12 protein-coding genes are annotated in these 12,613 nt (G+C 59.4%); 5 read left to right on the forward strand and 7 right to left on the reverse strand.

Features of this window, described 5'->3' with window-relative positions; translation table 11 throughout:
- Window position 1 precedes the first annotated feature (1 nt).
- From ACZ9H4_RS04015 to ACZ9H4_RS04025, 3 genes are all read left to right on the forward strand, one after another.
- A complete protein-coding gene (locus ACZ9H4_RS04015; protein ID WP_110406247.1) occupies window positions 2-1,378 on the forward strand; it encodes an NAD-dependent succinate-semialdehyde dehydrogenase in 1,377 nt (458 codons plus the stop codon).
- Between the two features lie 116 nt (window positions 1,379-1,494).
- Window positions 1,495-1,902, forward strand: a complete 408-nt coding sequence (locus ACZ9H4_RS04020) for a GFA family protein (RefSeq protein WP_110406248.1) — start codon at window positions 1,495-1,497, stop codon at window positions 1,900-1,902.
- Window positions 1,903-2,174: 272 nt separating this feature from the next.
- On the forward strand, window positions 2,175-2,585 hold the full coding sequence (locus tag ACZ9H4_RS04025; RefSeq protein ID WP_476118644.1) for an HAD-IA family hydrolase: 411 nt from the start codon (window positions 2,175-2,177) through the stop codon (window positions 2,583-2,585).
- Window positions 2,586-2,638: 53 nt separating this feature from the next.
- Here the strand turns inward: ACZ9H4_RS04025 and ACZ9H4_RS04030 are convergent, their stop codons facing one another.
- From ACZ9H4_RS04030 to ACZ9H4_RS04060, 7 genes are all read right to left on the reverse strand, one after another.
- Window positions 2,639-3,424, reverse strand: a complete 786-nt coding sequence (locus tag ACZ9H4_RS04030; protein WP_476118297.1) for an enoyl-CoA hydratase/isomerase family protein — start codon at window positions 3,422-3,424, stop codon at window positions 2,639-2,641.
- A 117-nt stretch (window positions 3,425-3,541) separates the two neighbouring features.
- Window positions 3,542-4,297 (reverse strand): ABC transporter permease subunit, encoded by a 756-nt coding sequence (locus ACZ9H4_RS04035; RefSeq protein ID WP_146221203.1) that lies wholly within the window; start codon window positions 4,295-4,297, stop codon window positions 3,542-3,544.
- Window positions 4,298-4,311: 14 nt separating this feature from the next.
- Window positions 4,312-5,070 (reverse strand): ABC transporter permease, encoded by a 759-nt coding sequence (locus ACZ9H4_RS04040; RefSeq protein WP_110406252.1) that lies wholly within the window; start codon window positions 5,068-5,070, stop codon window positions 4,312-4,314.
- A complete protein-coding gene (locus ACZ9H4_RS04045; RefSeq protein ID WP_476118298.1) occupies window positions 5,067-5,840 on the reverse strand; it encodes an ABC transporter ATP-binding protein in 774 nt (257 codons plus the stop codon). Before ACZ9H4_RS04045 ends, ACZ9H4_RS04040 begins: the two co-directional genes overlap by 4 nt.
- Before the next feature lie 48 nt (window positions 5,841-5,888).
- On the reverse strand, window positions 5,889-6,977 hold the full coding sequence (locus ACZ9H4_RS04050; RefSeq protein WP_110406254.1) for a porin: 1,089 nt from the start codon (window positions 6,975-6,977) through the stop codon (window positions 5,889-5,891).
- Window positions 6,978-7,028: 51 nt separating this feature from the next.
- A complete protein-coding gene (locus ACZ9H4_RS04055) occupies window positions 7,029-7,970 on the reverse strand; it encodes an ABC transporter substrate-binding protein (protein WP_476118299.1) in 942 nt (313 codons plus the stop codon).
- A 741-nt stretch (window positions 7,971-8,711) separates the two neighbouring features.
- The gene (locus ACZ9H4_RS04060) at window positions 8,712-8,912 is read right to left on the reverse strand and encodes a hypothetical protein (RefSeq protein WP_110406256.1); all 201 of its coding nucleotides are present in this window, start codon (window positions 8,910-8,912) and stop codon (window positions 8,712-8,714) included.
- A gap of 228 nt (window positions 8,913-9,140) precedes the next feature.
- Between ACZ9H4_RS04060 and gmtY the strand changes: the two genes are divergently transcribed.
- Window positions 9,141-10,541, forward strand: coding sequence for a gamma-mobile-trio recombinase GmtY (gmtY, locus tag ACZ9H4_RS04065; protein WP_110406258.1), 1,401 nt, complete (start codon window positions 9,141-9,143; stop codon window positions 10,539-10,541).
- A gap of 8 nt (window positions 10,542-10,549) precedes the next feature.
- Complete coding sequence (gene gmtZ / locus ACZ9H4_RS04070; RefSeq protein ID WP_476118300.1) at window positions 10,550-12,604, forward strand: gamma-mobile-trio integrase GmtZ; 2,055 nt, start codon at window positions 10,550-10,552, stop codon at window positions 12,602-12,604.
- Window positions 12,605-12,613 lie beyond the last annotated feature (9 nt).

The following is a 12,613-nucleotide window of genomic DNA, read 5'->3' on the forward strand; positions in this document are numbered from 1 at the left end:
CATGAGCTTTCGCACTATCAACCCTGCCACGGGGGAGTTGATCAAGGAATTCCCGCTGCAGACCGACGCAGAAGTTTTCGCGGCGCTGGAAACGGCCGACAAACTTTATCGCGAAGACTGGAAATTCAGGCCGGTTGCCGAACGGGTCCGGATTGTCGCGCGAGCTGCGCAGATCCTGCGCGAGAAGCGCGACGAATACGCGAAGTACCCGACGCTCGAAATGGGCAAGGTGGTGCGCTTCGGGTACATGGAAATCGATCTGGTCGCCGACATCCTCGACTACTACGCGCAACACGGCGAGCGGCTTCTGGCGGAGCAATCGTTGCCGGGAGAACCGGGCGCCACGCTGCTATCCGAGCCGATCGGTGTGATTCTCGCGATCGAGCCGTGGAATTTCCCGTACTACCAACTCGCCCGCGTCGCCGCGCCGCAACTGATCGCAGGCAACGTGGTGCTGATGAAACACGCGGAAAACGTGCCGCAATGTGCGCTCGCTTTCGCGCGGCTGTTCGAGGAAGCCGGAGCGCCGAAGGGTGCCTATACCAATCTCTTTTGCAGCATCGAGCAGGTCGCCGGTCTGATCGACGACTTTCGCGTGCGCGGCGTCGCGCTCACGGGGAGCGAAAGAGCAGGGATTTCGGTCGGTGAACGCGCCGGGCGCAATCTGAAGAAGGTGATCCTCGAACTGGGCGGCAGCGACCCCGCGCTGATTCTGCCGGGCGCGCCGCTCGAACATGCGGTCGAGCAGTGCGTCATGGGCCGCACGTTCAACTCGGGACAAGGCTGCGTCAATATCAAGCGCGTCATCGTGGTCGGCAAGGAGCGCGGCGAGCAGATGCTGGCGGCGCTGAAGGAGCGCTTCGCGGCGATCAAGGTGGGCGATCCGACAGACGAAGCGACCGAGCTCGGCCCGCTCGTCAGTGAACGCGCGCTGGAAGGTCTGCTCAAGCAGATCGCGGACGCCGAGGCCGCCGGCGCGCGGATCGTTTATGGCGGCAAGCGGGTCGATCGTCCCGGCTTCTTTCTCGAGCCGACGATCGTCACGAATATCGCCGAAGACAATCCGCTGTTTCAGCAGGAAGCGTTCGGGCCGGTGCTGTCTTTCTATGTCGTCGATACAGAGGAAGAAGCGATCAAGCTGGCAAATGCGACGAAGTACGGGCTCGGTGGCTATGTGTTCGACGCGGATATCGCGCACGCCAAACAGGTTGCGTCGCGCATCGAGTCGGGGATGGTGTACATCAATTCGTGTTTCGTCGACTCGCCGGGGCTGCCTTTTGGCGGCGTCAAGAATGCCGGTTTCGGTCGCGAGCTGTCGGAATTGGGCATTGGCGAATTCCTTAACCGCAAGCTCGTGCGGGTCGCCGACGCAGCGTGACGTTCTCGCACCGTGAAGCCGTATGTCGCTGCGCAAGTTAGTGGCGACAAACGCTGCTATTCGTCCGCGGAGGAGCCCGCCGGCTCCTCCGCAATTTTTAGTCTGGTAGATAAATCATGCAGATTCGAAAGGGTGGTTGCTTATGCGGCGCGGTGCGTTACGTCATCAAGGGGGAGCCGACGGCCGCCGCAATATGTCATTGCAGGCACTGCCAGAAGGCGGGTGGAACGTTGTTTTCCTTTAACCTGTTCGTAAGCGAGGCCGACTACGAGCAGGAAGGGCAGACGATGATCTATGAAGACAAGGGCGATAGCGGCCAGCCCTCATATCGTCATTTCTGCGGGAATTGCGGTTCTCCGGTCATTACGAAGGTTCCGGCGCTACCAGGGCAGGTTCTCGTGAAAGCTGGCACGCTCGATAGCATGGAAGGCTTGCAGCCTCCGCAAATCGAAATCTATACGGAGCGCGCTGCGCAATGGCTCGCGCCTATCGCCGGCACTACGCGCTTTGCACTGAGTCCGTGACAGTCAAGTCCGAATGGAGAAACTCGCATGACGAAAATCAGCGACGTTCTGTTCGCTCTATAAGGCACCCTCTTCGACGTACATTCAGCCGTGGAGCAATCCGACCAGTTGTTCCCGGGCCGCGGGATTGAAATCAGTCCGTAGTGGCGACAGAAGCAGCTCGAATATATGTGAGCACGTGGCCTGATGCGACGCTATTGTCCGTTCCGGCTCCATCTGGCGTTGAACGGGCGCGACCGTGCGGACCCTTGCGATGCATACTTTGAGGCTGGATCCGTTTCCGGCTACGGCCGCCACACTGGAGATGTTGCGTAGTATCGGCGCTCCGTGAAGTGTTGTCTAATGGTTCAGCGCAATCCATACGCCGGGTCGTTCACCATTCCGCTTTGCAAACGTACTTCCCCCATCTGATCAGCACGGAACCCGTACGAGCATATAAGCCACAGGCGGCGGGCTATGAATTGGGCGAACAGGCAGTCGGCGCCTCGCGAAAAATGATCCTGTTCGTCTCGTCCAAAGGCCTGGATACCGCCGGCGCTAAAAACTTCGGGTACACGGTCGCATGGATCGATCGCACCGGTAGTCCCTTTAAAGGGCTCGAAGTTCGGCCGGACGTTGAAGTGCTTTCTCTTGCGGCGCTGTCCGGATGGCTGCGCGAACGCGATCCATCGAAACATCGTTGAGAGCCGGTGCCGCCCGCGGCATGGACGGCACGACCCCCACAAGTCGACAGTTATCAGCTCCCCGTGTATTCGGGCGGCCGGCGTTCGGTAAATGCGGTGACACCCTCGTGCGAGTCACGGCTCAGCAGTAGTTCCCTCTGCAGCTGCGCTTCTTGAAGCAGACCGTCCGCGAGATCGAGCCCGTAGCTGGCGATGACCGCGCGGCGCGCGGCAACGACCGCGAGTGGACCGTTCGCGACCAGCCGGCGAGCGATCGTCAGCGCGGTTTGCTGCAACTCCTGCGCGGATACCAGCTCGGTCACGAGGCCATGATTGAACGCGAAGTTGGCGTCGAAGGTGTCGCCTGTCAGGATCATCCTCATTGCGATTCCCAGGCCCGTGACCTTCGCGAGTCGCTGCGTGCCGCCGCCGCCGGGGAGAATGCCCAGCCTGACCTCGGGCAACCCGAAGCGCGATTCGAACGTGGCCACGCGGATGTCGCAAGCGAGAGCCAGTTCGAGGCCACCGGCCACGCAGAACCCGTCTATCGCGGCAATCGTCGGCTTGACGATGTCCTTGGCGCCCGTCAGGCCGCCGAAGCTGATGACCGACGTCGGCGCATTACTCGCCGCGATTTCACGCCTGTGCGGCAGGTAGTCGCCGATATCGGCACCGGTGCAAAACGCCTGTCCTCCACTTCCGGACAGAATGGCTACCTTTAACTGCGGGTCTTCATCGAAGCGCTGCAATGCACGCGCGAGGTCGCGATCGTGCTCGACGTCGAGAGCATTGTGAAGCTCGGGACGGTTGATCACGATATGGGCAATAGCGTGATCGATGATCTGGAAATCGATGGACATGAATGTACCGTTGAAGTCGGAACCCGGCCATTGCGTGTGATCCTGAGCAGTGGCGCGGGCTCATGTGTGGAAAGGGGGCGCACGATGCGGTTCGGGCATGCCATCTTCCGCATAGGTTCAGCGCACGCTGTTGGGCAGCCTTCTCGAAACGTACCGCTCCAGCCATTCGAGCGCGGAGTTCAGGCATACGCCGATGATTCCGACGATTAACAGCAACGCAAAGACGGTGGGCGCATCGAAGTCGCGTTGAGCAGATAGAAGCGTGCCGCCGATGCCGGGCCGGGTTGCGAGCATTTCGACCAGAAGCGCGACGATGATCGCCAGGGGTACCGCGACGCGCAGTCCAGCAATGATGCCTGGCAGGACGCATGGAGCGTAGATGTTGATGAGCGTGCTCCGCGCGGAAAGTCTCAGCGTGCGGCCCGTGCCGGTCAAAGTCGGGTGGATCAACCGGGTTGCCTGTAGCACATTAAGCAGGACCGGCCAGAGCGTCGCCAGCGTGACGACCGAGACTTCCAGTCCGGCGCCGGTGCCGATCAACAGCATCGCGGCGGGAACGATCGTCGGCGGTGGGATCGAGCGAAGAAATTCGAGTGTCGGCGTCACGGCTTCGGAGAGGGCAAGCCGCGCGCCGAGGACCGCGCCGATCAGCGTGCCGATCACGCCGGCGACTGCGGTGGAAAGCACGACGGTCTTCAGTGTGGCCAACACCGCCAATTGAAGATCGCCTGTTGCCAGCATCGTGGCCGCTTGCGGCAACCAGGCCTGCGGTGCCGGCGCAACCGGTGACGACGGATCTCCCCACGCGCACCATGCGCATAACAAGGCGATCGGCAGGACAAGGCCTGCAAGCATACGAGAAATGTTGTTCACGGGTGACTTTCCTTTCAGTTCCGCTGGTACAAGCCAGGAAGCAGACGCCCGACCGCGAAGTCCAACGCGAAGTTCGCGAACACACCGAGCGTTCCGATGGCAAAGAGATAGGCAAACATCTCGCTTGCTTTCATGGCTTCTTGTGCTCTGACCAGTCCCCAACCGAGGCCGGCCGGATTGCCCACCATCTCCGCGACGACGCTCACGACGAGGCATAGACTGAAGCTGAGCCTCGCGCCGACGAGAATCTCGCGAAGGGCGGCCGGCGTGACGACGCTCCGTAGCGCATGCGACCTGCTGAGGTGCAAGGTGGCGGCGACCTCGAACATTCTGGCGTGCAGCCGCTCGATGCCTGACTTGCTGCTGAACAGCACGGGCCACACACTCGCAAACACGGTGACGCTGATCTCGGTTTGCAACGAGAATCCAAACGCCAGAATCGCGAGCGGAATCAGCGCGACCGCGGGCACGGGCCTCAGCAGTTCGATAAAGAGCGACAACATGATGCGAAGCTTTGCCGAACTGCCCAGCGCCATGCCTAGCGGTATGCCGACGACGAGGCAGATGCCCCAGCTCGCGAGCGCTGCGCCGAAGGTATGCAATGCATCGGCGGGCAGACGTCCGCTCACCAGCGCATCGAGCAGCGCCTCGCCGATCTGCATGGGCGTCGGCAGAACGTTAGGCCCGTCGGAGGTTGTGGTCGCCAGTTGCCAGGCTGCCAGTAGTGCAATGGGCAGCAGCCATTGGCGTCTCTCGCGCGAGAGGCTCGTCATCGCGCGGCTCCATGCAGAAGGTTCAGAAGCTCGTGGCGCGCCTGCAGATATTCGGGCATCTCCTTCGTGGAAATCTGATCCCGCGACGTGGGGAGCGCGGGGCGTATTTCTGACGCGATTCTTCCTGGCGAGCCGGCCAGCAGCACGACCCGGTCTCCCAGATAGATGGCCTCGTCGACATCATGTGTGATGAAGACGATGGTGGCTCCGGTGCTGGCCTGGATATGGCGCAACTGGTCCTGCAGTTTCGCTTTGGTCATCGCATCGAGCGCGCCGAAGGGTTCGTCCATCAGCAGGACTTTCGGCTGCAGGGCCAACGCGCGCGCGATCTGCAGCCGTTGCTGCATGCCGCCGGACAGCTTGGCCGGATATTCCTTCTCGACATGCTTGAGTCCGACCAGCGTCAGGGCCGTGTCGATCCGCTGGTCGAGTTCCTTGCCGGAAATCTTCTCCTCGATACCAAGCGCTACGTTACCCTTGACCGTTCTCCATGGCAGCAACGCGTTGCCGTAGTCCTGAAACACCGTGACGACGCCCTCGGGCGGTCCGCTGAAAGTCTTACCCTCGTACAGGACCTTGCCGCCCGTTGGTTCGCAAAAGCCGCCCAATGCGCGCAGCAACGTTGTCTTGCCGGTGCCCGACCCGCCGACCAGACAAAGAAATTCCCGGCGGCCGATACGCAGGTCGATGCTTTGGAGAATCACTTTCTCTCCGCTCGCCGATGCCAATCTGACCTCGGTCTGGTCACAGCAAAATGCAGGTGCGTTCATGTTTATCCGTCAAAGAGGCTGTTGTGTCGCGCGAAGCCGCTGCGCCCGCTAGAACCGATGGGTTACGCCCAATTCGACGCCTGTCTGATTGGCGCCGACGACCACCCCGGACCCAAAGCCAGCAACTCCGAGGTTGGATCCATGACTGTTTTTCACGTAGCTGATTGCCGCGTAGAGGTTGGTGCGTTTCGAAAGAAAATAGGCTGTGTTGATGCCGAAATCGATCGGATGCTGGCCTGCCGATGTGATGTCCGTGTAGTAAGTGGCCACGGAAACAAACAAGGCGGGCGTGGCGCGATACTGGACTCCGCCGTAGTACATATTGGAGCGCGCTGCAGTAGCCGGAATGGAGCTGTTGAACCACTTGAATCCAGCGAATAGTTTCAGTGGCGAAATCACTTGATAACTGAGTCCGGCGCCAATGCGTTGCTCCTTGTTGCTCTGCGTGGCGGTCGATGTGCCACGGCGTATGTCGTACACGAGAGCCGCCAGAATCGGACCGGTGGCATAGCTGACACCGCCGCTGATCTCCTGGCCGACGTGGAATTCGCCTGGAACCTGTGCGCCGTTCGGGATGGTTGTGTCGTAACCGGTGCTGAAAAGCGCGTCGAAATGCAAAGGTCCGGCGAACGCGACGTATTTGATCGAGTTGTCCGCCCGGTTCGCGTACTGGGCGTCCTGGGCAACCAGCGACCAGTTGTAATAGCCTAGCGGATCGAGCTGGATGAAATAGTCGAAGAGCGGAACGTTCTGACGACCCAGCGTTACCGTGCCGTACGGTGTCTGAAGGCCCACGAATGCTTGCCGGCCAAACAGGCGCTCACCCTGTTGAAGCGTACCGTTGGCGATATTGAAGCCGCTTTCAAGCGTGAATATTGCTTTCATGCCGCCGCCCAGGTCTTCCTTGCCCTGAATCCCGAACCGGTCGCTTGCATCGCCGCCAGTGATCATCTGAACCACGCTGTGATTCTGAGCGTTGCTTTTTCCGGCGTTGGTGACGTATGCAATGCCACTGTCGACGATGCCATAGAGCGTCACGCTCGACTGCGCATGTGCGGTGCTTGCGGCTGACACGATGGTCAAACCTGCTGCGTACTGGGCAAAGTGGACTGCGGTTGCCGGATACCGTTGTTTCATTACTGCGTCTCCTGTGTTTTTTTGGGGTGCTCTATTACCGCGTCTGTTCTTCTAGTTGGCGCTCGATCCCGCTGCGCTCACGTTCTCACTAATCGCACCGACCGCAAGTGAAGCCTTTATCCAGATCTCGATATCGGCGTCGTCGAGTTGCGTGTGATAAGCAGGCAAGCGTGTGGATTTGGCGATTTCGTCCGGTAGGTGCGTCCATTTCGCGAGTACCGCGCGGGATGCTTTGTCGTCCTTTTGGATGTACTGAATCGCATCGTCGAGCGCGGCACGCCACGCGACGAGCGTCGCGTGATTCGACCTGGCCCACTGACCGTTGGTCATCCAGCAGGTCAGAACCACGGGGTCGCCGACGGAAAGCATCGGATTGCCGAGGCTATTGACGCTTGTCTTCATCGATGCGGATGCGTACGGTTCGACGATCTCGGCCGCGGCGATGCGTCCCACGGCCAGCTGGTCGCCCATATTCGCGAAGGACATCTCCTGGAAGCGGATGCTCTTCGGGTCGACGCCGCGCTCGCGGAGCGCGTTCAACGTAGCAATGTGAATCACCCCGTTCAGCGATGGCGTGGCGACGACTTGTCCTGTGAGATCGGCCATGCTTTTTATCGGGCCGTTAGCCGTGACCACCAGCCGCATTTGCTGGTTCGACGATCGCTCCTGCGTGTTACCTGAAATGCCGACGATATCGAGCTTCCTGAGCCGCGCCTTGATGATGTCGATCGGCGTGCAGCCCGACATCTCGAACTGTCGGCCGAGCGCGCCAACGACGGTCGAAACGTTCTGCACGGTCGTGATGTCGACGTCCAACCCATGAGCGTCGAAGATGCCTTTGTCCTTGGCGACCCACAACGGCAGCCAGGCGGCCGACACGACGGACGCCACGCGCAGCTTCGTGCGGACAGGCGTATCCGCCATCGCGGCCGAAGGGGATGCGAATGAAGCCGCTATCAAAGCAAAAGCCAGCAAACGGAAAAGGTGTGACACGGTGTCTCCTAGTCGGACTCGTGAATGACGTCGACAGTCTTCCCCGGCGCGAAGCGCAGCTTTCGGCGGGAAATCTGCACGCGGCGCAGATCGATGCGGGTTGAACGAAAACGATTTCGGTTAATGCTAATCAGGAAAGAAACCAAGGTCAAGCTGAGTTGGGTAAACATTGCACGAAAGCGATTTCGTACGTCCGTTCGCCTTTAATTGGCTTCGGCTGACAGAGGGATGCGCCACGAATGCCGCGACGCTGCGTTCGAGTCGCGACGTGCGACCGTATGCGTCGCTCGGCAATCGGAGTCGTATTGCGGAGGACGCGCTACAACGAATCCCAAGGAAAGTTTGGGGATGCGGCTGCCGCCGTCAAGGCATAGCTACTGACTGGCATCCGGCGGAGATGTCGGGCCTCGCTTTCCTAAAGCGGCGTCGATGGCGCTTCTTGCCCCGAATTCGGTCATCGTCCCATACTCTTCCCCGACGGCCGGTTAGGGTCCGGGCTGAGACCATCCGCGCTTCAAACTCATCGCCGCAAACCGGTCGTGTATTTCGCCTCCCGGAAGCGGCCGATCGTCAACGCGCACTTCCGTTAAGCGTTGTTCGATGCCTGCCCTTGTCCGCAGCCCATAAGTACACGGCGACGCATGCGGGCAGGCGTTGGACAAGGCTCGAGGGAGGAAACCACGGAGTGAACCGACGCGGCCGGACCCTTGATCGGCTATGGAGAATAAAGCGAGCTCACCGTCAGCCTTGCCACCGGATGCTGAAGCGAACCTGGGTCGGAATGGTGTCGAACGCGGTTTCGAAGGTGTCGACCGGGATGATGTGACGATGCCGCGAGCGGCGCCAGGGGCTGCCTGGAGCGGCAGACGCGAGTGTCTCCTGTTGGCGCTCGTTGCCGAAGAGCCGACGGTCCGAATGAAGATCTTGGTCATTTGCGCTCATACGCTGCCTCGGAATGTCGGGGCGCGCGAATCGGATGGGTGCGCGGGAGGGTCTCGATGATGATCATCGGGGCGCCGCAGTGTCTGCAGACAAAGGTCCAGCTTCCCGAAATCCGCTTCCTTTGTGGCTTCGAAGTTGTCGCCGGCGCGGGTGTTCTAATGAGAGATCTCAACCGTCAAAGTAGTGACTTAATTCGAGGGTAGGGTAATCGCTTTTTTCTGTCGAGCGATGTTCGTCAGCATCAGAGCAAAGGTCTTCACGGACGAAACCGGCGTTTACGCCGAAATTCCCGCGATACTCACCGCGTCGGGGATTCTTGAACCGCTCATCGACTATTTTCTGCATCGCAGCCATGACCGGAGTCTGGAGTGGATGCGGAAGGTAACGCGATCCGTTCGGCTCTTTCTCGAATACATTCAAGTCAATCCGGTTGAGCGTGATCCTCACCAACTGTTTCAAAACTTCGCGCAGCGTCTGTACACAGGAACCTTCAATCGCGCAACTGGAATCGACACGACTCGCCTTTGCTGGCCCCCTCGTTCGCCACACGACGCAGCGCGAATCATCACCCATCTAAGCGACTTCTTCAATTGGCTGGGCGAGATTCGTCCGGAAGCGTCCACCGTCAATCCTCGATATGTTGGCAGCGCTTTCGATCGACAGACCGATGAAGCCGCCTACCAGTACCGCCGAAACAGAGCCTTTCTCGGGCATATATGGGCGTCGAACGCAACGCCGCGCTCAACCGCGTATCGGCTCCGTTATCGTGGCCTGCCGAAGGTCGCACAGGGAGAGCCGCCGACTTTTCCAGAGCGCCACTTTGAAGCGTTGCTATTTAAGGGCTTTCGCAACGGTGACCACTACGATTATCGCGGCATCTTGATTACATTACTGCTCCATGGTGCGGGATTTCGAGAGTCGGAGCCTTTTCACCTTTACGTTCAGGATGTGTTTTCGGACCCACAGAGCCCCCGTCAGGCGAAGGTCCTTATTCACCATCCGCGTTATGGAAGCGCACCTGCCGATTGGTGTGACGAGCGAGGCAGGCCGCGCAAGTCGAACCGAGCGGAATACCTTGGTCAATGCTTTGGCCTCGTGCCGCGCACGGACTTGATGGACCGTCGGCATGCCGGCTGGAAGGGCGGCATGCACGATGGTCCTTACTACAAGCAGGCTTACTGGTTCGTGCCGGAATATGGCGAGTGGTTCCTCGAGTTATGGCACTCCTATCTCAAGCAGCTCGCGCACTTTGAGCGAGATCATCCTTTTGCCTTCGTGAATCTCTCGCGGGCGCCGCACGGCGCGATGTACACGCTGACGCAATATAACAAGGCTCACGCGGCCGCGTGCAAACGCATAGGGCTGGAGGTCGGGAAGGTGCGGGGCACGACACCTCATGGGCATCGACACGCCTATGGGCAGCGGCTGAAGCACGCGGGGGTCGAGAAGTCGATGATCCGCCGTTTCATGCATCACGCGTCCATTGACAGCCAGGAGGTCTACACGCAGGCAAGCTTCAGCGAAGCCAGAAAGGCGCTCGAGGAAGCTGCGCACAGGCTGGACGGGGCAAGCCACGCTCGCTTCGGGGTTGGCCCGTTCGTTCGACCCGCCATATCTTCCAGTGACTAAACATACACATGACCAAGAACTATCCGACCGCACCCGTGGGAAGCCGCAAGGCAGCGAGAGTTGAACGCAGCGTGCGGCGCGACTCCGATGCAACGCTCGCTTGGGTGGACGAGCGTTATCCAGAACTCGGTGCTTGGCGAGCTCTGGCGTTGGAGTGGCTCAGTGGGGAAACTCATGGTCTCAGCCAGCGACTCCAGGCGCTGGCGAACTTCTTTGAGCGTTATCTGGTTGCTCAGGGACTACCTCTCGATCCAAACCTATTGCTGGCGCAGACGACCTCGCTTCCCGATTTTTACCAAACGGCGTGCCCCGATACTGCGTGGGGCATCGACGCAAACAATCTCATCCATACCTTCCTGCAGTTTGTTTTGCTGCGGCGCTTCAGTCAGATTGGCAAAGATGGCAGAGCTATGGTGTTGCATGGCTATCACAACCCGGTACCTCGCATGTCGAAAACAGCTTTACCGAAGCGGCGCGAGAGCGTCTACTCGCCGCTTCCTTATGGCTATATTGATCAACTTCGGCAGATGCTCGCAGCTGGACCCCATTTTCTTGATTGGGAATGGGCTCAGGGTGCGCTCGGGAGCAAGATCGGTGATCTGGGTCCGAGCGCGCCTGACTGGTTCGAAGTGACCGAAGACCAGATTGATCGTGACGATCCGGATTGCGTCTGGCGTATGCGTAAGCTGAGCCGGAACTACCGCGGTGGGCAAGTGTTGCAGATGTGGAGCCCGGTCCGATGGGTGGCATTGCTTGTTAAGCTAATCCTGCCACTGCGCACCAGCCAGGTCCGTGTGCTGGACTCTGGAGAGGCGGATACCTGGCGCTACACGGCGGCCCGTTGGGAGTTGAACAGTAGCGAGATTGCACAGGGTAGCGAATCTCGACCGCTGCAACAGGGTGTGTTCCGGCGCGACTACGATCACAGCGACAATGATAGCGCGCTGACCGTCCTCTATATCAATACGAACAAGACCGCGGACATATCGAAGTCGGGGCCAGAGAAAGGCTATCTGCTGCCGTGGACTCACGGGGGAGCGGTCCACCAGAACGTTTTCTACTGGCTCGAGAAGCTGCGCAATTGGCAAGAGAAATACAACGGCATTACGCGTCGGACGTCATGGGCAGAATTGGATCGCCGGCATATCATCGCTAAGACTGACTTTCAGTTGGCACGCTATCCCGACGCGTGCTTTCTCTTCCGATTGCCAGAGTACCCGACTGCACAGATGCGTAACTATCCGCTTCAGGATCAGGCGCTCAACGTGTGCTGGTTCCATTTGCTGAAGGCATTCGAATCTCGGCTCGCCGGGCGAGGCGAGGCCCATCAAAATGGGACACCGATTCGACTGCTGGCACCCCAGTCCAAAAAGAGAACTTTATTCCCTCTACACAGCTTACGCGTATCCCTTATAACTGCACTGGCCCTTGAAGGGCAGGTGCCGTTTCCCGTGCTACAAAAGCTCGTCGGTCATAGCCGTTTAGTCATGACGTTGTATTACACCAAGCCAGGAGCCACTCATATTCACGACGTGCTCATGGATGCGAAGGCGCGCCTGGATGCAAATAAGAACGCAAGTATTCAGAACTTCCTGCTCGACACCGCGCACGAGGAGCTTGTGCAAAGAGCGATTTGCAGTAGTGTGGCCAGTGTTGCAGATGCAATTCCAGAACATCCGGCGGCAAGAAATGCATTGGGTTGGATGCCAATGCACCATGGTTTGTGCCTTGTTGGAGGGAACGCCAGCGATTCTGTGGAGAACCGCGCAATTGGCGGATGCCACAACGGAGGCGCGAGGATTCTGTCGGGTAATCTTGTTGGCAACGCAAAGCACGCTCCTGTTCCGGGAGGGAATCGCAACTGCATTCGATGCCGGTGGTTCGTAACGGAGCCTCACTATCTGCCAGCGCTTGTCGCGCACTTCAACACGATCGCCTACCATTTTGATGAGTCACGCAATGCTTGCCTCGCGAATGAGCGTGTGCTTCTTGATCTGAAGAAGCAAAAGGCTGACGCGGAAGAGGCAGGGCAAGTGTTTCTCCGTCTCGATACCTTTCGCTAGGCGGAACGC

The sequence above is a fragment of the Paraburkholderia sp. TE9906 genome (assembly GCF_056279605.1).

Coding starts and splice junctions, on each gene's coding strand:
- ACZ9H4_RS04015 (WP_110406247.1), top strand. CDS start 2: ATGAGCTTTCGCACTATCAACCCTGCCACGGGGGAGTTGATCAAGGAA.
- ACZ9H4_RS04020 (WP_110406248.1), top strand. CDS start 1,495: ATGCAGATTCGAAAGGGTGGTTGCTTATGCGGCGCGGTGCGTTACGTC.
- ACZ9H4_RS04030 (WP_476118297.1), bottom strand. CDS start 3,424: ATGTCCATCGATTTCCAGATCATCGATCACGCTATTGCCCATATCGTG.
- ACZ9H4_RS04040 (WP_110406252.1), bottom strand. CDS start 5,070: ATGACGAGCCTCTCGCGCGAGAGACGCCAATGGCTGCTGCCCATTGCA.
- ACZ9H4_RS04045 (WP_476118298.1), bottom strand. CDS start 5,840: ATGAACGCACCTGCATTTTGCTGTGACCAGACCGAGGTCAGATTGGCA.
- ACZ9H4_RS04050 (WP_110406254.1), bottom strand. CDS start 6,977: ATGAAACAACGGTATCCGGCAACCGCAGTCCACTTTGCCCAGTACGCA.
- ACZ9H4_RS04060 (WP_110406256.1), bottom strand. CDS start 8,912: ATGAGCGCAAATGACCAAGATCTTCATTCGGACCGTCGGCTCTTCGGC.
- gmtY (WP_110406258.1), top strand. CDS start 9,141: ATGTTCGTCAGCATCAGAGCAAAGGTCTTCACGGACGAAACCGGCGTT.
- gmtZ (WP_476118300.1), top strand. CDS start 10,550: ATGACCAAGAACTATCCGACCGCACCCGTGGGAAGCCGCAAGGCAGCG.